This window comes from Pseudomonas sp. ADAK21, assembly GCF_012935735.1.
Classification (GTDB): domain Bacteria; phylum Pseudomonadota; class Gammaproteobacteria; order Pseudomonadales; family Pseudomonadaceae; genus Aquipseudomonas; species Aquipseudomonas proteolytica.
Window position 1 is genome coordinate 4,265,618 of sequence record NZ_CP052857.1, and the last position, 25,649, is coordinate 4,291,266.

General features: G+C 61.5%; 24 protein-coding genes. 12 read left to right on the forward strand and 12 right to left on the reverse strand.

All coding sequences use genetic code 11. The features are described 5' to 3' along the window. Position 1: 1 nt before the first annotated feature. Positions 2-1,240 carry a methionine gamma-lyase gene (locus HKK57_RS19440; protein WP_169390586.1) on the reverse strand — a complete coding sequence of 413 codons (1,239 nt, stop codon included), beginning with the start codon at positions 1,238-1,240 and terminating at the stop codon, positions 2-4. A gap of 123 nt (positions 1,241-1,363) precedes the next feature. Between HKK57_RS19440 and HKK57_RS19445 the strand changes: the two genes are divergently transcribed. Continuing rightward, complete coding sequence (locus HKK57_RS19445) at positions 1,364-1,834, forward strand: Lrp/AsnC family transcriptional regulator (RefSeq protein ID WP_029294365.1); 471 nt, start codon at positions 1,364-1,366, stop codon at positions 1,832-1,834. Positions 1,835-1,845: 11 nt separating this feature from the next. Here HKK57_RS19445 and HKK57_RS19450 read toward each other — a convergent pair whose 3' ends face one another. Continuing rightward, positions 1,846-2,526, reverse strand: a complete 681-nt coding sequence (locus tag HKK57_RS19450) for a histidine phosphatase family protein (protein WP_237150373.1) — start codon at positions 2,524-2,526, stop codon at positions 1,846-1,848. A gap of 259 nt (positions 2,527-2,785) precedes the next feature. Between HKK57_RS19450 and HKK57_RS19455 the strand changes: the two genes are divergently transcribed. The 5 genes from HKK57_RS19455 (at position 2,786) to HKK57_RS19475 (ending at position 7,767) form a co-directional block, all read left to right on the forward strand. Next, the gene (locus tag HKK57_RS19455) at positions 2,786-3,757 is read left to right on the forward strand and encodes a hypothetical protein (protein WP_169390587.1); all 972 of its coding nucleotides are present in this window, start codon (positions 2,786-2,788) and stop codon (positions 3,755-3,757) included. Continuing rightward, positions 3,754-4,119: a hypothetical protein gene (locus HKK57_RS19460; protein ID WP_336604591.1), complete on the forward strand. Its 366-nt coding sequence runs from the start codon at positions 3,754-3,756 to the stop codon at positions 4,117-4,119. The genes HKK57_RS19455 and HKK57_RS19460 overlap by 4 nt, the downstream gene beginning before the upstream one ends. Before the next feature lie 663 nt (positions 4,120-4,782). After that, positions 4,783-5,751 carry a hypothetical protein gene (locus HKK57_RS19465; protein WP_169391215.1) on the forward strand — a complete coding sequence of 323 codons (969 nt, stop codon included), beginning with the start codon at positions 4,783-4,785 and terminating at the stop codon, positions 5,749-5,751. 2 nt (positions 5,752-5,753) lie between these two features. Beyond that, a complete protein-coding gene (locus HKK57_RS19470) occupies positions 5,754-6,116 on the forward strand; it encodes a hypothetical protein (protein WP_029293260.1) in 363 nt (120 codons plus the stop codon). A gap of 187 nt (positions 6,117-6,303) precedes the next feature. Beyond that, a complete protein-coding gene (locus HKK57_RS19475; RefSeq protein ID WP_169390588.1) occupies positions 6,304-7,767 on the forward strand; it encodes a hypothetical protein in 1,464 nt (487 codons plus the stop codon). 71 nt (positions 7,768-7,838) lie between these two features. Here the strand turns inward: HKK57_RS19475 and HKK57_RS19480 are convergent, their stop codons facing one another. Then, positions 7,839-8,927 (reverse strand): SMP-30/gluconolactonase/LRE family protein, encoded by a 1,089-nt coding sequence (locus tag HKK57_RS19480; protein WP_070996396.1) that lies wholly within the window; start codon positions 8,925-8,927, stop codon positions 7,839-7,841. Further along, the gene (locus tag HKK57_RS19485; RefSeq protein ID WP_169390589.1) at positions 8,924-9,610 is read right to left on the reverse strand and encodes a sterol desaturase family protein; all 687 of its coding nucleotides are present in this window, start codon (positions 9,608-9,610) and stop codon (positions 8,924-8,926) included. The genes HKK57_RS19480 and HKK57_RS19485 overlap by 4 nt, the downstream gene beginning before the upstream one ends. Positions 9,611-9,791: 181 nt before the next feature. On the opposite strand from HKK57_RS19485, the gene HKK57_RS19490 reads away from it, so the two are divergent. The 6 genes from HKK57_RS19490 to HKK57_RS19515 all read left to right on the forward strand — a co-directional run bounded on the left by HKK57_RS19490 (position 9,792) and on the right by HKK57_RS19515 (position 16,788). Continuing rightward, positions 9,792-10,706: a substrate-binding domain-containing protein gene (locus HKK57_RS19490; protein WP_029293268.1), complete on the forward strand. Its 915-nt coding sequence runs from the start codon at positions 9,792-9,794 to the stop codon at positions 10,704-10,706. Between the two features lie 63 nt (positions 10,707-10,769). Further along, positions 10,770-12,278, forward strand: a complete 1,509-nt coding sequence (locus HKK57_RS19495; protein ID WP_070996394.1) for a sugar ABC transporter ATP-binding protein — start codon at positions 10,770-10,772, stop codon at positions 12,276-12,278. Next, positions 12,244-13,236: an ABC transporter permease gene (locus HKK57_RS19500; protein WP_029293819.1), complete on the forward strand. Its 993-nt coding sequence runs from the start codon at positions 12,244-12,246 to the stop codon at positions 13,234-13,236. Before HKK57_RS19495 ends, HKK57_RS19500 begins: the two co-directional genes overlap by 35 nt. A gap of 73 nt (positions 13,237-13,309) precedes the next feature. Beyond that, entirely contained in the window at positions 13,310-14,389 is a 1,080-nt protein-coding gene (locus HKK57_RS19505; RefSeq protein ID WP_070996393.1) for an alcohol dehydrogenase catalytic domain-containing protein, read from the forward strand. Between the two features lie 2 nt (positions 14,390-14,391). Next, on the forward strand, positions 14,392-15,924 hold the full coding sequence (locus tag HKK57_RS19510) for an FGGY-family carbohydrate kinase (protein ID WP_169390590.1): 1,533 nt from the start codon (positions 14,392-14,394) through the stop codon (positions 15,922-15,924). Positions 15,925-16,062: 138 nt separating this feature from the next. Beyond that, a complete protein-coding gene (locus HKK57_RS19515; protein WP_070996391.1) occupies positions 16,063-16,788 on the forward strand; it encodes an SDR family oxidoreductase in 726 nt (241 codons plus the stop codon). Here the strand turns inward: HKK57_RS19515 and HKK57_RS19520 are convergent. From HKK57_RS19520 to HKK57_RS19555, 8 genes are all read right to left on the reverse strand, one after another. After that, positions 16,785-17,789, reverse strand: a complete 1,005-nt coding sequence (locus HKK57_RS19520) for a LacI family DNA-binding transcriptional regulator (RefSeq protein ID WP_029293275.1) — start codon at positions 17,787-17,789, stop codon at positions 16,785-16,787. The two genes, HKK57_RS19515 and HKK57_RS19520, sit on opposite strands and share 4 nt — an antisense overlap. A gap of 50 nt (positions 17,790-17,839) precedes the next feature. Further along, positions 17,840-18,703 (reverse strand): LysR family transcriptional regulator, encoded by an 864-nt coding sequence (locus tag HKK57_RS19525; RefSeq protein ID WP_029293277.1) that lies wholly within the window; start codon positions 18,701-18,703, stop codon positions 17,840-17,842. Between the two features lie 916 nt (positions 18,704-19,619). Then, positions 19,620-21,023, reverse strand: a complete 1,404-nt coding sequence (locus HKK57_RS19530; RefSeq protein ID WP_169390591.1) for an amidase — start codon at positions 21,021-21,023, stop codon at positions 19,620-19,622. After that, positions 21,020-22,291: a Zn-dependent hydrolase gene (locus tag HKK57_RS19535; protein ID WP_029293281.1), complete on the reverse strand. Its 1,272-nt coding sequence runs from the start codon at positions 22,289-22,291 to the stop codon at positions 21,020-21,022. The genes HKK57_RS19530 and HKK57_RS19535 overlap by 4 nt, the downstream gene beginning before the upstream one ends. Positions 22,292-22,304: 13 nt before the next feature. Then, positions 22,305-23,000 (reverse strand): ABC transporter ATP-binding protein, encoded by a 696-nt coding sequence (locus tag HKK57_RS19540; protein ID WP_032863689.1) that lies wholly within the window; start codon positions 22,998-23,000, stop codon positions 22,305-22,307. Further along, positions 23,000-23,749 (reverse strand): ABC transporter ATP-binding protein, encoded by a 750-nt coding sequence (locus tag HKK57_RS19545; protein ID WP_029293285.1) that lies wholly within the window; start codon positions 23,747-23,749, stop codon positions 23,000-23,002. Before HKK57_RS19545 ends, HKK57_RS19540 begins: the two co-directional genes overlap by 1 nt. Next, positions 23,746-24,756 (reverse strand): branched-chain amino acid ABC transporter permease, encoded by a 1,011-nt coding sequence (locus HKK57_RS19550; protein ID WP_070996181.1) that lies wholly within the window; start codon positions 24,754-24,756, stop codon positions 23,746-23,748. The genes HKK57_RS19545 and HKK57_RS19550 overlap by 4 nt, the downstream gene beginning before the upstream one ends. Position 24,757: 1 nt before the next feature. Then, positions 24,758-25,618 carry a branched-chain amino acid ABC transporter permease gene (locus HKK57_RS19555; RefSeq protein ID WP_029293289.1) on the reverse strand — a complete coding sequence of 287 codons (861 nt, stop codon included), beginning with the start codon at positions 25,616-25,618 and terminating at the stop codon, positions 24,758-24,760. Positions 25,619-25,649: the final 31 nt, after the last annotated feature.

Here is a 25,649-nt window from a genome sequence, read left to right on the forward strand (position 1 = left end):
GCTACACAGCGTGCGTCGCCGTTTTTCTTGCCGGCGCGCGCTTGACGCAATGCGCCAGTGCCTGCTCGATATCGGCCAGCAGGTCCGCGATGTCCTCCAGCCCCACCGACAAGCGCACCAGCCCTTCGGCAATCCCGTGCTGGGCCCGTTCCTCTGGGGTGTAGGTGGAGTGGGTCATGCTCGCCGGATGCTGGGCCAGGGACTCCGCGTCGCCCAGGCTGACCGCGCGGCTGAACAGTTTGAGCGCGTTCATGAAGCGCCTGCCCGTGGCGATGCCGCCCTTGAGTTCAAAGGCAATCATGCCCCCTGACAGCTTCATCTGACGTGCCGCCAACTCGTATTGTGGGAAGGAGCGCAGGCCGGGGTAGGTCACCGACTCTACCGCCGGATGAGCTTGCAACGCCTCGGCCACGGCCTGGGCATTGCTGCAATGGCGATCCATGCGCAGGGCCAGGGTCTTGAGGCCACGCATCAATAAAAAGGCGTCCTGGGGCGACAGCACGGCCCCGGTCAGGTCCTTCAAGCCTTGCAGGCGAATGCGCTGCGCCAGGTCCTGGCGACTGACGGCGATGCCGGCGGTGATATCGCCGTGGCCGCTGAGGTATTTGGTGGCCGAGTGCACCACCACATCGGCGCCCAGTTCCAGCGGGCGTTGCAGGTAGGGGGTGCAGTAGGTGTTATCAATGACCACGGTAATGTTGGGCTGCTGATGGGCGATCTTGGCCACCGCGCCAATGTCGATCAATTGTAGGTTGGGGTTGGCCGGGGTTTCGCAGTAGATCATGCGGGTCGCGGGGGAGAGGGCGGCGCGCAGGGCGTCGAGGTCCGACAGGTCGACATGACGCACCTTGATGCCGAACTCGCCGATACCGTGGTGCAGCAGGGCGAAGGTGCAGCCGTATAACGTCTGGCTGACGATCACCTCATCGCCGGGCCGCAACAGGGTCCAGAACGTTGCTGCAATTGCGCCCATCCCGGAACTGAACGCCACCGCCGCTTCGCCGCCTTCCAGGGTGGCCATGCGTGATTCGAGCAAGGCCAGGGTCGGGTTGGAGATACGCGTGTAAAAGTGCCCGCTTTCTTCGCCGGCAAAACAGCCCGCGCCGTATTCGGCCGTAGGAAAGGCAAACGTTGCCGACAGATAAATCGGCGGCACCAGGGCACCATGATGGTCTTGCGCATCGTAGCCGTAGTGGATCGCACGGGTAGAAAAGCCGAATCCGCTGTGTTTGTTGTTCATGTAGGACTCTCCTTATTTCCTACAATGCTATGCTCATAACCGAGGCTGAACGTTGCCTACTTTGCTGGGAAAAACCGGCGGCAAAGGATGAAAACCCATAAAAATAACTATTCGAGGCAAGACATGCCTGTAGGACTCGACCGTACCGACAAAGCCCTGCTCAACGCCCTGCAAGGCAACGCCCGCCTGACCGTTGCCGAACTGGCCGACCGTGTCTCCCTGACCACCTCGCCGTGCTGGCGTCGGGTCAAGAATCTGGAAGACAGCGGCGTGATCAGCGGCTACCAGGCGATCCTCTCGCCCAAGGCCCTGGGCTACGGGGTCACGGCGTTTGTCAGCATCATGATGGACACCCACTCCAAGGAAATCGCCCGGGCGTTTGAACAGCGACTGCTGGACATCCCGGAAATCGTCGCCTGCCATAACGTGTCGGGGCGCTATGACTTTTTGCTGGAAGTGGTGGCCAAGGACCTGGAGTCGTTTGGCGAATTTGCCCGCGAGGTGTTGCAGACGTTGCCATGCGTGAAGGAAATCTATTCGAGCTTTTCCTACAAGTCCGTCAGGCCGTTGCGGGTGATCCCACTGCCGGGGTGAGCGCGCTACCCCTAAAGATGCCCAAAGGCTGATGCCCAGTCCTGGCTGTTGAGTACCCCGAGCACCTTGAGCTTGCCGTGGCTGCCGACTTGGACAAACAGCGAACTGCCGTATTCGGCGCCATCGGCGTGGGGATAACCCAGCACCCGCTCCAGGTCGGCGATGCATTCGCTGTGGGTGACCAGCAGCAGGTTACGCCCGGCGGCCTTGCGCGCCGGCAGATCATGGGCGAGGGCGGGGCCACATAAGGTCAAACGGTCAGGTAACACGCGGGCGTGGTCAAACATGAACTGCGACGTTTGCAGGGTGCGCGTGGCAGGGCTGCTCAACACATCACTGTGGGACATGCCCAGGGTCTGGAATGCGGCACCCACTGCGGTCGCCGCCATACCCCCGGATCGGGTCAAGCCATCTGGAGGGCCCAGGCAGGGATTGCTGGAGCGATCGCAGCGTTCTGCATGACGCACCAGCACGATCAGGTTGCCATTGCGCCAAGCTTCCAGGGCCCCCGAAGTGACCAGGCGATTGTCGATGCCAAGGTTCTGCGGTGACGCAGGCCAGAGCATCGCGCCCATCACCGCCAGGCACAGGGCGATGAGTGCGATAAAACGCAGCCACAGTTGTTTGAGGGGTTTTGCCAGGCGCCGATCGGCGAGGAGTTTGGCCTGGATCATGTCAACCACACTGTTCACCCTGGGGAGTTCTTACATTGCTGATACGTCGGCAGGCAATCTAGCGTTCGGCGCGTGGCCGGCCAGTGAAATCAATGTGAAAAAAACGCGGTTGTCGCAGGGCGATGTTCGCGGTCGTTTCTGTAGGTCTGCGGTGCTTGAAAAGTAGGCAACTTCCCAAACTTCATCGCCTAGCCGTTTTTCATCCCCGGGCTTGTGCCAGGCCCGTTCTGCTTACATATATTCCTACGCCCTATTCATTGCATCAGGGATGCGGGCGATGGCGCAGGCGTATATCAATGACCGGACCATAGATTTTCACAGCTTGAAATCCAGTTTGCTCAAGGGCTCCCACCACCCGTTGTCGGCGCAGTTCGATGCGTTGAACCTGCACTTGCGCCACGGCCTGGTCACGCCAGGGCAGATGGTGATTATTCCCGACGACTACGGCGTGGCCTGCACCGCCAACGATGCCTGGTTGATGCGCCACGCCGAGCAAATCCGCCGCGGCCTGGAACAGGACGCGGCGCTCGGGACAGCAGTGGTCGGCCAATATGATTTGCTGCAAAGCCTGCTTGGCTACAGCTCATTGGGCGTAGGCAGCGCCACCTCGGCATGGGGCCGGCACCTGGATGAGGTCAGGCACACGCTGGAGGAGGTCGAACGGTTGCATCGCCAGCTTAAGGACGGGGTGCTGGACCGTAACAACTTCGTGCGCCACCGCCAGGTGTTGTTCAACAAGCTGGAGGTGCAACTGCAAGGCGCGGCGCGGTTTGGTACCAGTTTGCAGAGCCATCAATCGTTGAAAAAGGTGCTGGGGATTTCGACCAAGAGCTATCTGCATAAAAGTGAAATTGTGGGTTACACCCAGCGCATCAAGAGCATTGCCCAGACGTCGAAGTTTTTGGGCAATGGCACGTATGTGGGGCTGGCGCTGGATGTGGGGGTGGCGGGGTTGGAGATCAAGGAGGCGTGTACGAAGGATCGGGGCGAAAAGTGCAGCAGGGTCAAATATGTAGAAGGTGGGAGGCTGGCGAGTGGGGTGCCTGGGGCAGCGGTAGGTGGAGTCCTAGGTGCAGAAATAGGGCGTCGTGGGTGCAGGATAGTGCTTGGATTAGCAACTAAAGGTAAAGGTGAGCTTTTTTGTGGGATTGTCGGGGGCGCAGTCGGAGGCTCGTCCTTGGGAGCAGGTAGTGGCATTGTCGGTGCAAAAGTAGGCGATTTGGTATATGAATTTGGAGGGCTGCAATGATGACTGCAAGCACCTTTATTCTTATCCTGTTATTTGTGATGCCTTTTATTTGCCTAGGGTTAAAGCTGTTCGTGGATTACAGAAAACTAGATGAATTGGAAAGCTATTTCACAGAAAACGAAGTGGTACAACGAAACAAGCGTTTTTGGAGTAGGGGCCAAGCCATCGATAGAACCATGCGGGTGAGCATACTTGTTGGCTTTTTCATGCAGCCAAAAACTCACGTAAAGAGCAATGATGTGACGTGGGAAGAATTGAACTCGGTTCCTTTGACACTTAAACGCTGGGTATTGTGGCCGTTTTACTTGTCATTGATATATGGCTTGGCTGTGACTGCCTGGCTCGTTTGGTGCAAGTGGTAATCAAAGACCAGGGACCACCCTGCAAGATAGTTTTAGGTGTGGCGTTGAAAGGGCGAGCCCGCAAGAATATGAACATGTCATTAAATGAATCAACTCTGATAGCGCTGGCATTTGGAATGTTTGTTTGGGCCTGACCTTGTACGTCGAATACAAAAAACTAGATAAGTTGGAAAGCTAGTTCAGCGAAAACGAAACGGTGCAGCACTACAAGCGTTTTTGGGGACGAAACAAATCGATTGATAAAAGCATGCGCATGGGCGTGTTTGTGCAGTTTTTTGTATGGCCTGCCAGCTATGTGAAAAGTGGCGAAGTGACGAGAGAGGAATTGGACTCAGTCCCGTTGGCACTCAAGTGCTGGGTCACCTGGCCGTTTTACTTCTCGGTGATCTATGTCGCGGCTGTGCTGTCTTGGTACGTTTGGCGCCAGTGGTAGCCTAGTTTTCCAAAGCCCAGCACTGCCTGGGCTTTGTCGTTTCCAATGTGAAAAAAACGCGGTTGTCGCAGGGCGATGTTCGCGGTCGTTTCTGTAGGTCTGCGGTGCTTGAGAAGTAGGCAACTTCCCAAACTTCATCCCCTAGCCGTTTTTCATCCCCGGGCTTGTGCCAGGCCCGTTCTGCTTACATATATTCCTACGCCCTATTCATTGCATCAGGGATGCGGGCGATGGCGCAGGCGTATATCAATGACCGGACCATAGATTTTCACAGCTTGAAATCCAGTTTGCTCAAGGGCTCCCACCACCCGTTGTCGGCGCAGTTCGATGCGTTGAACCTGCACTTGCGCCACGGCCTGGTCACGCCAGGGCAGATGGTGATTATTCCCGACGACTACGGCATGGCCTGCACCTTCAACGATGCCTGGTTGATGCGCCACGCCGAGCAAATCCGCCGCGGCCTGGAACAGGACGCGGCGCTCGGGACAGCAGTGGTCGGCCAATATGATTTGCTGCAAAGCCTGCTTGGCTACAGCTCATTGGGCGTAGGCAGCGCCACCTCGGCATGGGGCCGGCACCTGGCTGAGGTCAGGCACACGCTGGAGGAGGTCGAGCGGTTGCATCGCCAGCTTAAGGACGGCGTGCTGGACCGTAACAACTTCGTGCGCCACCGCCAGGTGTTGTTCAACAAGCTGGAGGTGCAACTGCAAGGCGCGGCGCGGTTTGGTACCAGTTTGCAGAGCCATCAATCGTTGAAAAAGGTGCTGGGGATTTCGACCAAGAGCTATCTGCATAAAAGTGAAATTGTGGGTTACGCCCAGCGCATCAAGAGCATTGCCCAGACGTCGAAGTTTTTGGGCAATGGCACGTATGTGGGGCTGGCGCTGGATGTGGGGGTGGCGGGGTTGGAGATCAAGGAGGCGTGTACGAAGGATCGGGGGGAGTTGTGTAGCAGGGCGAGGTATGTGGAAGGGGGGAGGTTGGTTGGCGGGGTTCTGGGGGCCGCAGCAGGTGGGTCAATAGGGGCTAGCCTCGCGCGGTCCACCTGCAACATTGTGTTGGGTGTAGTTACGAAGGGGCAAGGGAGGTTGGCGTGTGGGGTTGTCGGTGGTGCTGCTGGCGGGTTCGGCGGGGGGACTGCGGGAGGGATTTTTGGAGAAGAGGTGGGTGATCTTTTGTACAAGCCAGCAGGAATCTGAACATGTCGTTGTACACATTGATCCTTATAGCGCTGGCAGTTGGAATGTTTGTTTCGGTGGGGCTACTCCTATACGCCGAATATAAGAAGCTCGAAGAGATAGAAAGCTATTTCAGCGAGAACAAGGCGGTCCAACGCAACAAGCGTTTTTGGGGGAGGAATAAACGTATCGATAGAACCATGCGTATGAGCATATTCATCGGTTTTTTCATGCAGCCCAAAACCCATATCAAGAGCAATGAGGTGACCAGGGAAGAGCTGGACTCAGTCCCCTTGGCACTCAAGCGCTGGGCAACGTGGCCGTTTTACTTCTCGGTCATCTATTTCATGGCGTTGACGACCTGGGTCGTTTGGCGCAAGTGGTAGCCGAGCAAACCAAAGCCCAGCAGCGCCTGGGCTTTGTCGTTTCTTCCCACAGCGCGATCGGATCCTTCCCGCATTTATCTGAAAAAATACTGTACATCCATACAGTCATATCCTACAGTCCATCCCAGGTGAACGGATTTCACCGCGCACCTAAGCCACAAATTTTTTAACTATGGATGGATAAAAAATGAAATCGAAAAAAGCCTTTATGCTGGGCGCGGCCATGGCGGCCTCCTGCTTCGTTTCGGCCTTTGCCCTGGCCGAGCAGTACCCTTCGCAAGCCCCGGCCAAGCTGTCCGCCCAGGCGGTCAAGCATGCGGTCGACCAGGCGCTGAAAGTGGGGGGCAAGGTTGAGTCGTCCAAGCTTGCGGGCGAACTCAAGCAAAAACTCCAGGCGGCCAAGGCCGGCAAGGCCAAGGCGGTGGCAAGCAAGGCCGCAGCCAGCAGCGCGCCGGTGGATACGGTGGTTGATGCGCTGCAAAAACCGAGCGAGAAACAACTGCAAGGCGCAGCGATTGCAGCCTTTGCCCCCCTGTTCCCGACTCTGGATATCAACACCCTGTACAACGTGACCGGCGTGGAGACCGGGGCGGAGGTGGCCTATCACTTCAACCTGGCGCAAAGCGCGCGCATCCAGGTCCAGTTGCTGAACCAGAGCGCCGGCACCGATATGTCGTTGAGCCTGTTCCATGACGACGGCCAAGGCAACCTGACGCTGCTGGGCACCTCTGATAACGCAGGCAGCGCCGACGAATACCTCAACGGCGTAATGCCCGCCGGCGATTATTACTGGTACATGGTGGCCAACACCGCGAGCAACTCGCAGTTCAGTTTTGGCGTGGCGGTGGACAGCAATATCGACGCCTTCGAGCCCAATGACACCGCGCAAACCGCGTTCGCGTTGCCGGATGCGCTGAACCAGGTGGCCGGTAACCTCGACAGCGTCAACGATGTCGATTACTTCGACTTCACTTCGCTGCGTGGCCAGGGCGTGGGGATGTTCCTCGGCGATGACGGCGCGGGCACACGCGAGCAGTGGATTTTCGAGCGCTTCGATGGCAACAACTGGGTCGTGATCCAGCCCAACAACACCTCCACCTACCCAAGCCTTACCCCGGGCTACGTCGTCAAGGTGCGGGTGCGGGCCAACCCGGCAGTGGCGCTCAACCCACAGGCGCGATACATCTTGTCCTTTGGCTCGGCGCCGCGCCTGAACCAGAGCAATGTGAATGGCGACAACGTGGTGCGTATCCCCAGTTCGATCATGCAACTGGCCACCCAGGCTGCTCGCAGCCTGAGCTGGAGCACCCAGTGGTCGGACAGCACCGGTGAGCCGCTGCGTGGCGTGACCCCGGTGCTGCGGGTCGACAAACGCTTCGACAACACCATCAACTACCACTGGGTCGACTACGAGGCCAAGACCGGTGTCACCGGCGCGGCGTCCGGCAACGTCGACTTGGGCACCTGCTCCGGCGATCTCAATGTGGTCTACCCGGACAGCTCGTCCGGCCAGACTTACAACTGGCGCACCTGGTTCAACATGGGCGGCTGGCGCATTGAGCTCAAGGAGTTCCCGGGTGTTGGCGTAGGCGGCAATATTTCGCAGTACGTCAGCCTGGGGCATATCTGCAGCCAGACCATCGTACGTTGATCCTGTAGACGCCGGCTTGCCGGCGACGAAGCCCTCAAGTCGTGCATTGACCTTGAGGGCTTCGTCGTTTCCTACAAGGCCAATGCCAGTTTCAGCGGCAAGCGCGCCATGCTGGTGTTCTTCAGCGAACCCAGGTACAGCCACTCACCCTCTTCGCGGGCGCTGGTGATGGGTGAATAGTTGCCCGCGCTGCCATCCTGCAGGTTGGCCACCACCTGACCATTCACATCCAACCCCAGCACAAAGGCTTTGCGCTCGATGGGCTTGGGCACCACCATCAGCGCCCGCACCATCATCTTGCGTATCGCGGGGTAGCCGGCCAAGCCATCGAGCAGTGGGTTACGCGGCGAATACAGCGCCACCCAGAACCGATCCCGGCCATTGAAGGTGAGGTTGTCCGGCAGCCCCGGCAGGTTGTCGATAAACAGGTCATGGGTACCCGCCTTGTCGCCCTTGAGCCAATAGCGACTGATGCGATAGGCCCCGGTTTCATTGACCAACACATAGCTTTCATCTGGCCCCAGGGCCACGCCGTTGGCGAATTGCAGGTGATCGAGCAAGACGTCGGTCTGGCCGTTGCTGAAGTCATAACGCAACAACCGACCGTCGCCACCATGCTCGATCACCGCCTCACCATCCTGCCCATAGCCCCAGCGGCTGGAGGCATCGCTGAAATAGCCATAGCGTCCGGCGGCGTCCACCGTCACATCATCGGTAAACCCGAAGGGTACGCCGTTGGCGCTGGTGCTCAGGGTGCTCAACCTGCGCTGGGCGTCCAAGGCCAGCAAGCCCTTGATCCCATCGGCAATGATCAGGCGCCCGTCGGGGTGCAGTGCCAGGCCCAGTGGGCGGCCACCGGTGTTGGCCAGCACTTCCAGGGTCTTGCTGTCTGGCGCGGTGCGGATGATCCGCCCGTCATGCAGGCCAGTGACCAGCAAGCCCTGGGCATCCACCAGCAAGGCCTCGGGCCCGGCGATGTCCTGGGCGCCAATGCGCTGGACATCCTTCAGGCGCTGGTTCTCGCTATAGGGCCCCGTTTGCAGGGACGGAGCCTTGGGCGGGGCCCAGTTGACCGGCTGGACCTCGGTGGGCATCAGCAGCAAAAAGGCGACGATGGCGATCAATACCAGCAACAGCAGATGACGGATTTTTTGGCTCATGGTGCTTCCCGAGAGTCTTTGGAGGGGGTTGAGACGGGCTCCCAGTGCAGCGTGCCGAACAGATAGTCCATCAATGGCAGCACGATGTTGAAGTTGCGTCCTTGCATCAATTCGCGGCGGTGGTGCAACGCATGGAGTTGGTGCATATGGCGGATCCATGGCAAGCGGGCCAAGGGGTGCCCGGCAGGCAGGTGTTCGCAGGCATGGAAGGTTTCGTAGAGCAGGTAACCGAGGATCATGCACCCGGCGAACAGCCCGGCGACGTTCGGGTTGAGTTGCTTGAGCAGCCACCAGGCGGGGAGGGTGATGGCCAGGCTGTGGAGCACGATCAACCAGGCCGGAAACAGAATCACCCGCCAGTCCCTGGGGCTGTCATAGGTCATGTGGCCGGGGGTGAAGAAGCTGTGGTGATCACCGGTGTGGCGTGCATAAAACAGCTTGGCAAGCCCGTGTTTGTGATGGCCCAGGTGGCGATGGACGAGGTAAATGCACAGGTTGAAGAACACCAGTGTCAGGGGCACGGCCAGCCATTCCCAGGCTTGAATCTGTTGGGTGCTGCCCCAGGCCAGCATGATGCAGAGCAAACCGTAGCTGAGCACAAAGCCGGCATGCAGCCACGGGTTATAGCGCGGGTGGACAGCGGCGCGGTAGCGTTCGCGAAAAGCCTCGGTGGGATGGGTCATGGCGGCGCTCGTTATATTTTTTGTTGGGGACCAAGCTTAGTCCGGCCTGCCAATTTTGCGAACTGAGCTCGCCCCGACAGGCGCAAGGGGCTTGCACCTGCCTCATTTACTTGCTAGCTTCTGCCAAAATGTTAACGATAACATTTGCTCTAAAAATAAAAACAAAACAGAGACCCACGCCATGAAAATGCTTCGCAAAACCCTGTGTTTGTTGGCTCTAAGCATCTCCACCGTCGCCCTGGCCGACACCCGGCCTGCGCCTCTGCGCATTGGCGCTTCCTTCCAGGAAATCAACAACCCGTACTTCGTCACCATGAAAGATGCCCTGCAAGACGCAGCGGCGACCATCGGCGCGCAATTGATCATCACCGATGCCCGCCACGACGTGTCCAAGCAGGTCAGTGATGTCGAAGACATGCTGCAAAAGGGCATCGATATCCTGCTGATCAACCCCACGGATTCGGTGGGCGTACAGTCCGCCGTCAAATCGGCCCATGCCGCCGGTGTCGTGGTGGTCGCGGTAGACGCCCAGGCCGATGGCCCGCTGGACTCCTTCGTCGGCTCAAAGAACTTCGACGCCGGCTTCCAGGCCTGTGAATACCTGGCGAAAAACATCGGTGACGCCGGCAATATCGCAATCCTCGACGGCATCGCCGTGGTGCCGATCCTCGAGCGCGTGCGCGGTTGCAAGGAGGCTGTGGCCAAGCATCCGCAGATCAAGATCGTCAGCATTCAGAACGGCAAGCAAGAGCGTGACCAGGCACTGACCGTGACCGAAAACATGCTCCAGGCCCAACCCACCCTCAAGGGCATTTTCAGCGTCAATGACAACGGCTCCCTTGGCGCACTGTCGGCCATCGAGGCCAGCGGCATGGACGTCAAACTGGTCAGCGTCGATGGTGCGCCGGAAGCGATCAAGGCCATCCTCAAGCCTGGCAGCAAGTTCATCGCCACCTCGGCGCAATACCCGCGCGACCAGATCCGCCTGGCCCTGGGCATCGCCCTGGCCAAGAAGTGGGGCTCGCAAGTGCCCGCCACCCTCCCGGTGGATATCACTCTGATCGATCAGGCCAAGGCCAAGGACTTCAGCTGGTAAACCGTCCGCGCCCCACGTCAAGCGTGGGGCCCTGGGCACCCTTCTGAACGAGAGGTCGGCGGCATGAGCAGTCTTTTGCAACTGGAAAACATCTGTAAACGCTACCCGGGGGTGCAAGCCCTCAAGTCCATCAACCTGCAGGTGGAGCGCGGCGAAATCCATGCCTTGCTCGGGGAAAATGGCGCGGGTAAATCGACCCTGATGAAAATCCTCGGCGGGGTCGAGCACCAGGATGAAGGGCGCATCCTGATCGACGGCCAGGCGCAGCAGTTCGCGACCTATCGTGACGCGATTGCCGCCGGTATCGGCATTGTGTTCCAGGAGTTCAGCCTGATTCCCTACCTCACCGCAGTGGAAAACATTTTCCTCGGCCACGAGCTGAACAACCGCTTTGGCCTGCTGCGCAAGCGCGATATGCATCAAGCGTCCCAGGCGTTGTTCCAACGCCTGGGCGTGAGCATCGACCTGCAATGCCCGGTCAAGCACCTGAGTGTGGCCGAGCAACAGTTTGTCGAGATCGCCAAGGCTCTGGCCCTGGATGCGCGGCTGTTGGTGCTCGACGAACCCACCGCGACCCTTACGCCAAGCGAGGCCGAGCTGCTGTTCGAGATCATGCGTGAGCTCAAGCGTCAGGGAGTGGCCGTGATTTTTATCTCCCATCACCTCGAAGAAATTTTCCAGGTGTGCGACCGCATCAGCGTATTGCGCGACGGCGGCAACGCCGGCGTGACGGATGTGGCGGACAGCGATATCGACCGCCTGGTCGAGATGATGGTGGGCCGGAAACTGGAATGCAGCTTCCCCCCCAAACCCACCGCCGCGCGCGGGCCGTTGCTGCTGGAGGTCAAGGACATCCAGCTCAAGCGCAACGGCCCGCACAACCAGTTCCAGCTGCACCAGGGCGAAATACTCGGGTTTGCCGGGCTGGTCGGCTCGGGCCGCACCGAACTGGCCCTGGGCATGATGGGCGCGCTGGCGTCGGTGACCAAGGATGTGTGGCTGCGCGGGGTAAAAGTCAGCCTCGACGACCCGGCCCAGGCCTTGGCCCAGGGCATCGGCCTGCTGCCGGAAAGCCGCAAGAGCGAAGGCCTGATCACCGATTTCAGCATTCGCGAAAACATCTCCATCAACAACCTGCGCAAATACCAGGGTGCCTGCGGCCTGATCGATAAGACCAAGGAGTGCGCCAGTGTCGATGAGCTGATGCGCCAGCTGTCGATCAAGGCCCCGAGTGGCGAAAGCCGGGTGTTCAACCTCAGTGGCGGCAACCAGCAGAAAGTGGTGATTGCACGCTGGATCAACCATCACTGCGACGTGCTGGTGTTCGACGAACCCACCCGTGGCATCGACGTCGGCGCCAAGGCACAGATCTACGCGCTGATGCGCAAGCTCACCGAGCAAGGCTACGCAATCATCATGATTTCTTCGGAGCTGCCGGAAATCATCGGCATGTGCGACCGCGTCGCCGTGTTCCACAAAGGCGCGATCGTCAAGGTACTGGAAGCGTCCGCCGTCAACCCACAAGAGGTTATGCGCCATGCAACAGGGGGCTCAAGTGAATACGTCCATTAACCGCGCCGAGACCGGCTGGCTGCGCCTGAACCTGGCGCGGCTGGTGCGCTCGCCGGCGTTTTATCCGTTTATCGGGCTATTGGTGGTCACGGCCGTGATGATCGTCGCCAGTGATACTTTCCTCACCGCCAGCAACCTGTCCAATATCGCCCGCCAAGTGTCGATCAACGCGATCATTGCGGTGGGCATGACCTGCGTGATCCTGACCGGTGGCATCGATTTGTCAGTGGGGCCGGTGATGGCCTTGTCCGGCACCCTGACCGCCGGCCTGATGGTCGCGGGCCTGCCGCCGGGCCTGGCGATTGGCGCCGGGTTGTTGATCGGCGTGGCGTTTGGTATCGGCAACGGTCTGTTCGTGGCCTACCTGCATATGCCACCGATCATCGTCACCCTGGCGACCATGGGCATCGCCCGTGGCTTTGGCCTGATGTACACCGACGGCTATCCGATTTCCGGGCTGCCGGAGTGGTTCGCGTTCTTTGGCCGTGAAAGCCTGCTGGGCATCCAGGTACCGATCCTGATCATGCTGGTCACCTACCTGGTGGCCTATGTGCTGCTGCAACACACGCGCATCGGTCGCTATATCTACGCCATTGGCGGCAATGAAGAAGCGGTGCGCTTGTCCGGGGTGCGGGCGGCGCGTTTCAAGTTGCTGGTATACGGCCTCAGTGGTCTGACCGCGGCGATTGCGGGGCTGGTGCTGACCTCGCGCCTGATGAGTGGCCAGCCCAATGCGGGCATCGGTTTTGAACTGGATGCGATTGCTGCTGTGGTCCTGGGCGGCGCCTCGATTGCCGGTGGGCGCGGGGTGATTGTCGGCACCTTGCTTGGCGCCATGCTGCTCGGGGTGTTGAACAACGGCCTGAACATGCTCGGGGTCTCGCCCTATGTGCAGAGCGTGATCAAGGGCGCAATTATTTTGCTGGCGATCTTTATCAGCCGTCAGCGCCACAAGTAAAAAAAACCATCACCGCAACGCGGCCGCCGTGGCCGCGACGGGCTCTCTCATCTTCAATAAAGGTCAGTACACCATGGATAAGCACACCCAAATGCAAGCCGTCGTCTGCCACGGCCCGAAAGACTACCGCCTGGAGCGCATCAGCAAACCCCAGGCGCGGCCCAATGAACTGGTGATCCGCATTGCCGCCTGCGGCATCTGCGCCAGTGACTGCAAATGCCACTCGGGCGCGGCGATGTTCTGGGGCGGCGACAACCCCTGGGTCAAGGCGCCGGTGGTGCCGGGGCATGAGTTTTTTGGCTATGTGGAGCAAGTGGGCGAGGGCGCCGAGGAGCACTTCGAGGTCAAGGTGGGCGACAAGGTGATCGCCGAGCAGATCGTGCCTTGTGGCAAGTGCCGTTTCTGCAAGTCCGGTAAGTACTGGATGTGCGAGGTGCACAACATCTTCGGCTTCCAGCGCGAAGTGGCCGAAGGCGGCATGGCCCAGTACATGCGTATCCCCAAGACGGCCATCGTGCACAAGATTCCCGAGTCGGTGTCCTTGGAAGATTCGGCCTTGATCGAGCCGATGGCCTGCGCGATCCATACGGTCAACCGTGGCGACCTGCAGCTCGACGACGTGGTGGTGATTGCCGGCGCGGGCACCCTGGGCCTGTGCATGGTGCAGGTGGCCGCCTTGAAAACCCCGAAAAAACTGGTGGTCATCGACATGGTCGACGAGCGCCTGGCGCTGGCGAAAAAATACGGCGCCGATGTCGTGATCAACCCCGCCCGGGACAACGCCCGCGAGATCATCAATAGCCTGACCGACAACTACGGCTGCGACGTGTACATCGAGACCACCGGCGTGCCGGCCGGCGTGACCCAGGGCCTGGAGCTGATCCGCAAGCTGGGGCGCTTTGTCGAGTTCAGCGTATTCGGTGCCGAGACCAGCGCCGACTGGTCGATCATCGGTGACCGCAAGGAACTGGACGTACGCGGCGCGCACCTGGGGCCGTATTGCTACCCGGTGGCCATCGACCTGTTCGAACGTGGCCTGGTGACGTCCAAGGGCATCGTCACCCATGACTTCCCGCTGGATAACTGGGCTGAAGCGTTCGACCTGGCCAACTCGGTGAAGTCGATCAAGGTGCTGCTCAAGCCAGGACAATGACTATGCATTATGTGATTGGCGTAGACATAGGCACCCAAAGCACCAAGGCGCTGTTGGTGGATGGCGAGGGTCGGATCATCGCCCAGCACAGCCAGGGCTATCGCGTGGATACCCCGAAAGTACGCTGGGCCGAGCAGTGGCCGCAGGTCTGGCTGGATGCGGTCGAAAGTTGCGTCAACCACTGCATGGCCAAGTCCGGTGTACACAAGGAGGCGGTCAAAGCGCTGTGTATCAGCAGCCTTTACGGCGGCTCGGGAATTGCCGTGGATGCCGCTATCAAGCCGCTGCATCCGTGCCTGATCTGGATGGACCGCCGCGCCGGCGAGCAGGTGGCCTGGGTGCGCGAACATGTCGACCTGGAGCGCCTGTTCGCGATTACCGGCAACTCGGTGGACAGCTACTACGGTTTCACCAAGATGCTCTGGCTCAAGCAGCACCAACCCCAGGTCTGGGCCAACACCCGCTACCTGCTGCCGCCCAACAGCTATATCAACTACTGCCTGACCGGTGAGGTGGCGGTGGATCACAGCAGCGCCGGCAATATCGGCGGTATCTACGATGTGGCCGCGCGCGGCTGGTCTGCCGAGATGCTGGCGGCGCTGGATATCCCGTTGGCGATGATGCCCGAGCGCTTGCTGTATTCGGGCGAAGCGGTGGGCGGCCTACTGCCGGAATGGGCGCAACGCCTGGGCCTGGCGGCGGGCATGCCGGTGCTGGCCGGTGGCGTCGACGCGGCCATGGCGACCCTGGCGGCCGGCGTCACCCGGCCGGGCAACCACGTGGCGATGATCGGCACCAGCATGTGCTGGGGCTACCTCAACCAACAGGTGGATGCCCGGCATGGCCTGGTGAGCATGCCCCATGTCTACAACGGTCAGCAGGACCTGTACATCTTCGGCGGCGCGATTACCGCCGGCGCCTCGGTGAGCTGGTTTCGCGAGCAGTTCTGCCAGGCCGAGGAACAACAGGCCAAAGACACCGGCCAGGACAGCCTGTGGCTGCTGGAACAGAGCGCGCGCAAGATCCCGGCGGGCAGTGAGGGGCTGTTGTTTTTGCCGTACCTGATGGGTGAGCGCAGCCCGGTATGGGATGACCAGGCCAGCGGCAGTTTTGTCGGCCTGAACCTGTATCACAGCCGCATCCACCTGTACCGCGCGGTACTCGAAGGCGTGAGTTTTGCCCTGCGGCACAACATCGAGGCAGGCATGCGTGGTGCCCATTCACTGGACCCACGGTTGATCGTGGTGGGCGGGGCGAGCCATTCGGATTTGTGGATGCAGATCATTGCGGATGTGACCCGCTACCCGGTGTACACCATCGTCCAGGAAGTGGAGGCGGCATTGGGTACGGCGTTGTTGGCGGCGCATACGGTGGGGCTGGTGGACACCGCGCAGATGGAAAAAGGCTGGGTGCAGTTGGAGCTGCGGGCTGAGCCTGGGGCTGAGAATGTGCAGGCATATGACCGCGCTTTTGCCGACTACCTGAAGCTGTATCCGGCACTCAAGCCGGTGATGCACAGCCTGCAAACGAGTTAAGTGAACACGGACCAAAATGTGGGAGCTGGCTTGCCTGCGATAGCGGTGTATCAGTCGATAAATCTGCTGGCTGACCTGCCGCCATCGCCGGCAAGCCAGCTCCCACATGGGCTCTCTATTGCTTTGGGATATTCATTGATGACCACCACCTTCGACTTCACCCACCAACGCATCCTCGTCACCGGCGCCAGCAGCGGCATCGGCCGGGAAATCGCCCTGCAACTGCTCGCCAGCGGCGCCCAGGTTTTTGCCATCGGCCGTGACGCCAACGCGCTCGCGCAATTGGGTTGCGAAACCCTGTGCCTGGACATTGCCAACAGCGCCTCCCTGGACGCGGCCCTCAAGGACTTGCCGCCGATGCATGGCCTGGTCAATTGCGCCGGTATCTCGCGCCTGGAGCCGGCAGCGGCGATCAGCAGCGCAGCCTTTGACCTGGTGATGAACGTCAACGCCCGCGCCGCCGCGCAAGTCGCCAGCCGAGTGGCGGCGGCGATGATCGCCGCAGGTATTGCTGGCAGCATCGTCAACGTCTCCAGCCAGGCTTCACTGGTGGCACTGGACGACCACCTCGGCTATTGCGCGTCCAAGGCCGCCCTGGATGCGATCACCCGCGTGCAATGTGCTGAATGGGGGCGTTTCGGGATCCGGGTCAACAGCGTCAACCCCACCGTAACCCTGACGCCGATGGCGCAACAGGCCTGGTCCGATCCGGCCAAGCGCGACCCGGCGTTGGCGGCGATACCCTTGGGACGCTTCGCCCAGCCGCACGAAGTGGCATTACCGGTGCTGTTCCTGTTGAGCGAGGCGGCGAGCATGATCAGCGGGGTCAGCCTGCCGATCGATGGCGGCTACACCAGCCGCTAGCCGTTTTCCAGGGTGCCGGCAATCACCACCTTGTCCCGCGGCTTGTAGGGGTCTTGCAGGCGGTCGAGCAACAGGCGCACCGCACTGCTGCCGGCCAGTGACGCATCGTGGGCCACGCAGGCAATCGGTACGCCGAAGATATCGGCAAAGGGCAAGCGGTCGATGCCACAGATGGTCAGGCTGTCGTGGGGGATGTTGTGCATGCGCAGGGCGCGCAAGGCGCCGAGGGTGATCAACTGGTTGAACCCCATGATCGCGTCCGGCGCAGCGTGCGCGGCCAGGTAGTCGAGGGTGTGCAGGTAGGAGGGCATCAAGGTGTAGTCGCCGGCGCACACTTGGACCTGCACCTGGGGATGCTCGGCCAGTACTTCGCGCAGGCCCTTGAGGCGCTCTACGGTGATGCGCGAATGCTCAGGCCCGGTCAGCACCAGCAGGCGCTTGAGCGCCGGGTTGTGGCGCAACAGGTATTGCGCGGCTTCGATCCCGCTGTGGTAGTTGTCCAGCACCACGCGGCTGAACGGGCTGTCGTGGATCGTGCGGTCGAGCAGCACCACCGGCGTCTTGCCGTTGCCCAGGCGTTCCAGGTAATCGGGTTGGTAGTCGGGCTCGTCGGAGACCGGCGACAGGATGATCCCCGCCACGCGATAACCCAGCAGGGTGTCCACGGCCTTGCTTTCCAGTTCTTCCAGCTCGTCGGTGTCCACCAGCATGATGGTGTAGCCGTGCTTTTTCGCCTCGCGGGAAATCGCCTTGATCATCTCGCTGTAGAACGGGTTGTCGACCGATGCGGTGATCACCCCGATGATCAGGCTTTCGCTGCGCTTGAGCCCACGGGCGAAGGCGTTGGGCACGTAGTCCAGCTCGCGTGCCACCTCAAGGATGCGTGCCAGGGTGGCGGGCTTGACCAGGTCGGGTTTACTCAACGCCCGCGACACCGTGATGGTGGTCATATTGACCCGCTTGGCGATGTCGCTGATGGTGACGGATTTTTTCTTGTTCATCGACAGGGCAGACCAGGAGAAAACATCAGGAGGCTAACATGGGCAGGGGTTCAAAGCACCGGATCCCAGCGTTGCGACCAATCGCTTTCGGCCTTCACCACCCCGCGCAGTAGCACCAGGGCTTGCTGCAGGATCGCCGAATCGCGTTCGCGCGAGTACACAAGGTAAGTCGGGAAACTGAACTCCGGAGCCTTGGGTACACGCTCCATTACTCCGCTTTCGAGGTAACTCTGCACCACCCGCGTGCGGAAATAGCCGCTGCCGCCGTTCTCCAGAATGTATTGCAGGGCCAGTGGCCCCAAGTTGAAACTCACCGCGGCGCGGGCCTTGTCGGGCAGGGCGGCGTCGTGTTGCTGGCGAAAGCCCGGGCCCCAATCGATATACACATAGGGATCGGGACGGGCGGCCAGGCGCACCAGGATCAGTTTTTCCTCCAGCACCTGCTCCACCTGCAACCCCGGCCAGTACTGCGGCTGGAACACCAGCGCGGCATCCAGCACGCCCAGTTCCAGCTGGCGCAACAGGTATTCACCGTCACGCACTTCGGTGCGCAGTGCATGGCTGGGGATATGCTCGCGCAGGGCCTTGGCCCAGCCGAGCATCAACGGATTGCACAGGCTGACTTCGCCGCCGATATGCAACACATTGCGATAGCCCTCGGGCAACGGCAGGTCACGGCGTGCGGCTTCCCAGGTTTGCACCAGTTGATTGGCATACACCACGAACGCCTCGCCATCGGCAGTCAAGCGCGCCCCGGCGCGGTTGCGCACAAACAGCGTACTGTCGAGCTGGCTTTCGAGCTTTTGCACGCGTGCGGTAATGGCGGTCTGGGTGACGTGCAACTTCTCGGCGGCTGCGGCCAGGCTGCCGCAGCGGGTGATTTCCAGGAAAGTGCGTGCCAGTTCGATGTCCATGTCGGCTCCGGAGAGGGGGGAGGGGCATTGTAGTGTGACAATCGAAAATCGGTGTGTGAAATGCGATGAGTGTGGGAGCTGGCTTGCCTGCGATGGTTCTTGGGGTTGGGTACATATCCGTTGCTGCGGTCACGGCCACTTAAGGTTCCGCCCTTACGGCGGGTCACTTTCGAAGAGCGCGAAAGTAACCAAAGCGCTCTTGCCCCACCACTCGGCACCTCGCCTAGGCTCGGTGTGCCCGTAATCCGACATTGATTTGGGGGGCCGCCGCGATGGGCCATCCATGGCCCAGCGCGGCTAAACCGGCGTCCTGCCGGTTTACCCCCCAAATCAATATCGGATTACGGCCAGCGTGGTTTAACGGGGCGCCTAAGATCAAAATCACAAGCAGAGCGAGGCGGCCTGACAGCCGACCTGATCGGTGAGGCTTACGCGTATACCTGTGGGAGCTGGCTTGCCTGCGATAGCGGTGTATCAGTCGATGAATCTGTTGGCAGACCTGCCGTCATCGCAGGCAAGCCAGCTCCCACAGGGGAATGCAGCTTCGCGCTCTGGTGTTGCTGTTGCTGTTGCTGTTGCTCTGTTTTTGATCTGGCTTTTGATCTTGGGCGCCCCGTTAAACCACGATGGCCGCAGGCAGGTATTGCGCAGTGGGCACCCCGGCATGGATGCCGGGGTAGCCGCGACACGGCCATGGATGGCCGATCGCGGCGGGCCCACGGAGCAATGCCTGACTGCGGGCATGCCGAGCCTAGGCGAGGCACCGAGTGGTGGGGCAAGAGCGCTTTGGTTACTTTCGCGCTCTTCGAAAGTGACCCGCCGTCAGGGCGGAACCCTAAGTCGCCGTGACCGCAGCAACGGATATGTACACCACCATGCCCATCGCAGGCAATCCAGCCCCCCATCAGACCGGGTCTCACCCCAAGTCTTTCGGCACCTGCAAATGCTGGGTCGGAAATGCCCGAGCGTATACCTGGCACACCCGCAACACCTGCTCATCGGCAAACCGCGCCCCCACCACATGCAAGCCCACCGGCAAGCCATTGGCCGCCAACCCGCACGGTACCGAGGCCGCCGGTTGCTGGGTGAGGTTGAAGGGGTAGCTGAACGGTGTCCACTCCATCCATTCGCCCAGCCCCGAGCCCGGTGGTACGTTGTGCCCCGCGTCAAAGGCAGTGATCGGTAGCATCGGCGAGACCAGTATGTCGTAGTGCTCATGGAACGCCGCCATGCGCGCCACCAATGCCGCCCGTGCTTCCAGGGCGGCGGTGTAGTCGTCCAGGCTGAGGCGTTCGCCCTGTTGCGCAATGCGCAGCAGGCCGGGGTCGAGCAGGTCGCACTGGGCGCCGGTCAGTTGCCCCGTCAGGCGCGCCGCGCCGGCGAACCACAAGGTGTTGAACACCTCCAGCGGGTCGCTGAACCCCGGGTCGATCTGTTCCACATGCGCCCCGAGTTGCACCAGGCCCGCGACTGCCTGCGCGACCACCTTGGCCACCTGCGGATCGACGTTCACGTAGCCAAAATCAGGGCTGTAGGCGATGCGCAGTCCCTTCAGGTCCGTGCCGGGTGTGAGCCACGGCGTGCTGCGCGGGGCGCCAATCAGGCCGTCCCGGGCGTCCGGTTGCGCCACGGTTTGTAGCATCAGCACGGCATCTTCCACGGTGCGGGTCATCGGCCCCAGGTGCGAGAGGATCGTCATCGAACTGGCCGGCCATTGCGGCACGTAGCCAAAGGTCGGCTTGATGCCGAAGGTGCCGGTAAAGGCACAGGGAATGCGGATCGAGCCCCCGGCATCGCTGCCCTGGTGCAGCACGCCGAGGTTCAGTGCTGCCGCCGCGCCCGCGCCGCCGGATGAACCGCCCGCTGTGGTGCGGGTGTCCCAGGGGTTGCGGGTGATGCCGTACAGCGGGTTGTCGGTGACGCCTTTCCAGCCGAATTCCGGGGTGGTGGTCTTGCCCAGCAGCACCGCGCCGGCCTTGCGCATAAACGCTGAAAACGGTGCGTCGACGTCCCACGGCCCGCTGGCGGATGAGGTGCGCGAGCCCTTGCGCGTGGGCATGCCCGCCGTCAGGGTCAAGTCCTTGATTGACGCCGGCACGCCGTCCAATGCGCCGCAAGGTTGGCCCTTGAACCAGCGTTGTTCCGAGGCCCGCGCGGCGTTCAAGGCGCCTTCGGGGTCGACATGGCAGTAGGCGTTGACCAGCGGGTTGTAGCGTTCGATGCGCAGCAACGTATCCTCGGTCACGTCCACCGGCGACAGGCTTTTATCCCGGTAGCGCGCCAGCAGTTCCACGGCAGTCAGGTTGGCGATATCAGTCATGCCGCATCACCTCCCTGGGCTGCGTTGACCATGGCCCGCAGCAACACCGCGCAGCCGGCGGCCAGGTCATCCGGCGCGGCGTTTTCGATTTCGTTGTGGCTGATGCCGCCTTCGCACGGTACAAAAATCATCCCGGCCGGGCCCAGTTCGGCGACAAAAATCGCGTCGTGCCCGGCGCCGCTGACGATATCCATATGGCTCAAGCCCAGCACACTGGCCGCATCGCGCACGGCGTTGACGCAAGAGGGATGAAAGTCCAGCGGCGGGAAGTCCGCGGTGGGCGTCAGCTCATAGCTCAGGCCATGTTGCTTGGCCGTGGCCTCGATCACCTCACGCACTTCATCCACCATCGCTTGCAGCTTGTCGGCATGCAGATGGCGCAGGTCGATGGTCATCTGCACCTGGCCGGGAATCACGTTGCGCGAGCCCGGATGCAGGCTTAGGCAGCCGACGGTACCGCAGGCGTGGGGTTGTTGTTCATGGGCAATCCGGTTGACCGCGCTGACCACCTGCGCGGCGCCCACCAGGGCGTCCTTGCGCAGGCGCATGGGCGTCGGGCCGGCGTGGGCCTCGACGCCGGTGAGCGTCAGGTCGAACCACTTCTGGCCCAGGCAGCCCATGACCACGCCAAGGGTGATGGCCTGATCTTCAAGCACCGGACCCTGTTCGATATGCGCCTCGAAATAGGCGCCCACCGGGTGCCCAAGTACCGCACGCGGGCCGGCGTAGCCAATGCGCTGCAACTCGGCGCCCACCGACAGGCCTTGCTCGTCCTGTTTGTCGAGGGTCTCCTGCAAGTCGAATTTGCCGGCAAACACCCCGGAACCCATCATGCACGGCGGGAAGCGCGAGCCTTCCTCGTTGGTCCACACCACCACTTCAATCGGCGCTTGGGTTTGCACGCCCAAGTCATTCAAGGTGCGGATCACTTCCAGGCCGGCCATCACCCCGTAGCAGCCATCGAACTTGCCGCCCGTGGGCTGGGTGTCGATATGGCTGCCCGTCATCACGGGTGGCAGGTCAGGGTTACGTCCGGCGCGACGGGCAAAGATATTGCCGATGGCATCCACGCTGACACTGCAGCCGGCGGCCTCGCACCACTGCACAAACAGGTCGCGGGCCTGGCGATCCAGGTCGGTCAGGGCCAGGCGGCACACGCCGCCCTTGGCCGTGGCGCCGAGCTGGGCCAGGTCCATCAAGGATTGCCACAGGCGGTCGCGGTTGATCAGCGGGGCGTTGCTCTTGAGCGGTTGCGCAAAACTATTCATCAGCAGTCTCCGGTCAGGCACTCAGGGCCAGGTAGCGGTTCTTGATCGTCGGGTCGGCGCGAAAGGCCTCGGCGCTGCCTTCGTAGACCACGCGGCCCTGTTCGAGCACGTAGTGGCGGTCGGCAAGCTTGTCGCAGACCAACAGGTTCTGCTCCACCAGCAGCACCGGCAGGCCGTCGTCCTTGATCTTGCGCAGGATTTTTACCAGTTCATCGACGATCACCGGGGCCAGGCCTTCGGTGGGTTCGTCGAGGATCAGCAGCTTGGGGTCGTTGAGCAGGGCGCGGGCGATGGCGAGCATCTGCTGCTCACCACCGGACAATGCATGGCCGGCGTTTTTGCGCCGCTCCTTGAGGCGCGGGAACATCGCGTACACGTCTTCCATCTGCCAGCGGCTGGTTTTGCGCACGGCGATGCGCAGGTTTTCTTCGACGGTGAGCAAACGGAAAATCCCGCGGTTTTCGGGGACCAGCGCCAACCCCTGGCGGGCGATTTCAAAGATCTTCTGCCCCACCAGCGGCTGGCCGTTGAAATGAATCTGCCCCTGGCGCGGGCAGATAATCCCCAGGATGCTGCGCAGGGTGGTGGTCTTGCCCGCACCGTTACGGCCGAGCAGGGTCACCAGTTCGCCGGGGTTGACGGTCAGGGACACGCCCTCGAGGACGTGGCTCTTGTCGTAGTAGGAATGAATATTGTCGACGGTCAGCATCAGGCGGCCTCTCCCAGGTAAGCAGTGCGCACGCGCTCGTCGGCGCGTACGAATTGCGGCGTGCCTTCCACCAGGATCTGCCCGTGGCTCATCACGGTGATGCGCTGGCTGATGGACATGACGATGCTCATGTTGTGCTCGATCAACAGCACGGTGTGGTCGCGGCCCAGGTCGCTGATCAGTTGGGTCATGATCGGAATATCGTCGATGCCCATGCCCGAGGTGGGTTCGTCGAGCATCAACAGCTTGGGTCGCGAGCAGATCGACATTCCCACTTCCAGCACCCGTTGCTGGCCGTGGGACAACTCACCGGCCAGGGTCTCGGCGCGGGCGGTCAGTTGCAGGCGTTCCAGGACCTGGTCGGCCATTTCCAGGTGCTCGCGCTGGCTGTCGACGCGGCGCCAGAAGTTCAGGGCGCGCACGCCGTCGCGGCCCTGGGCGGCCAGGCGCAGGTTCTCGCGCACGCTGAGGTTCTGGAACAGGCTGGTGAGCTGGAACGAACGGGCCATGCCCAGGCCCACGCGGCCGTGGGCCGGTTTGCGCATCAGGTTCTGGCCGTCGAAATGAATCGCGCCGGCCGTAGCCTGGCGCTCGCCGGTCAGGCAGTGAAACAGGCTGGTCTTGCCGGCGCCGTTGGGCCCGATAATGGTGTGGATGGTGCCGGCTTCGACCTTGAGGTTGACGCCGTTGACGGCATGGAAGGCGCCGTAGGCCAGTTCCAGGTCTTTGGTTTCCAACAGGATGCTCATAGCAGCTCCTCCTTGGTCACGACGGCGGCCTTGCGGCTACCCCGCACACGGTCGAACAGTGACGACAGGCCGCCCCACAAACCACCGCGCATAAAGATCACCACCAGGATCAGGATCACCCCCAGCAGCATCAGCCAGCGCGGCCACAGGTCGGACAGGAAATCCCCCAGCAGTACGATGGAACCGGCCCCCAGCAACGAGCCGAACAGCGAGCCGGTACCGCCGACGATGGTCATGATCAGGATGTTCTCCGACATCACCAGGTCGATATTGGACAGCGGCACAAAGTGCAGGAGCATCGCGTACAGCGCCCCGGCAATCCCGGTGACCGCGCCCGACAGCACAAACACCAGGATCTTGAAGTGGCGTGTGTCGTAGCCGATGGCCGAGGCGCGGGTTTCGTTTTCGCGGATCGCCATCAGCGTGCTGCCGAACGGCGAGGCGATCACCCGGCGTGCGCCGATAAAGATCAGCAGGAACAGCACCGCGACAAAACCGTAGAACACCCGGGCGTCGGCCAGGGACAGCAGTACCGTGTCACCGATACGGATTTCCGGGCGCGGCACGCTGAGCAGGCCGTTGTCGCCACCGGTCCAGTCGCTCAGGGTGTAGGCGAGGAAGTAGGCCATCTGGCTGAAGGCCAGGGTCAGCATCACGAAGTAGATACCGGTGCGGCGGATCGCCAGGGCGCCCACCAGGAACGCCAGGAACCCACCGGCCAGCGCCGCGCCGAGCAGCGCGCTGAACAGGCCCAGTTGCAGGTGGATCATCAACAGCGCCGCGCAATAGGCACCGGCGCCGAAGAAGATGCCCTGACCGAACGACAGCAGCCCGGTGTAGCCCAGCAACAGGTTGCAGGCCAGAGCGGCGAGGGCAAAGATCAGGATCTCGGTGGCCAGGGTCGCCGAGGGCAATATCAATGGCAGGCCGATCAGCACCGCCAACACCCACAGCAACATGGCCTTGGATTGGGTCTTGGCAAACGGCAGGGGATTTTTCTCGCTCATGTCAGACTCTCCCGAACAGGCCGTAAGGGCGCACCAGAATCACCACGGCCATGGCGCCGTAGATCATCAGGCTCGCGCCTTGGGGCCAGAGTGTGGTCATCAGGCTCTGCACCACGCCCACCAGCAGGCCGCCCACCAGGGCGCCGCCGAACGAGCCCATGCCGCCGATCACCACGACGACGAAGGCGATGCCGAGGATTTCCGGACCGACAAAAGGCTGGGCGCCGCGCAAGGGCGCAAACAACACGCCGGCGATGCCGGCCAGGGCCACGCCGAGGGCGAAGGTCATGGAGAACAGGCGGAAAATATTGGTGCCCAGCAGCGATACGGTCTCGGTGCTCTCACTGCCGGCCCGTACCAGGGCGCCAAAGCGTGTGCGCTCCAGCAGCAGCCACAGGCCCAGGCCCACCAGCCCCGAGAACACAATCAAAAACAGGCGGTAGTAGGGGTACACAAAGTCGCCGACCACCAACACCCCGCGCAGCAATTCCGGGACGGCGACGCTTTTGCCCACCGGGCCCCAGATCATCACGCTGGCTTCCTGGATGATCAGCGCGATACCCAGGGTCACGAGGATCTGGAACATATGCGGCAGGTGGTAGATCCGCTGGATCAATAATCGCTCGATCAGCCACGCCAGTGCGGCCACCACCAGGGGCGCGATCAGCAGGGCCAGCCAGAAGCTGCCGGTGAGGCTGACGGCGGTGTAGCAGATGTACGCCCCCAGCAAAAAAAACGCGCCGTGGGCGAAGTTGACGAAGTTCAGCAGGCCGAAAATGATGGTCAACCCGACCGCGATCAGGAAGTAGATCATCCCCAGGCCCAGGCCGTTGAGAATCTGGAACAGATAAAGATTGAGCATGCAGGAACCCTCCAACAGGCGGCCGTGGTCA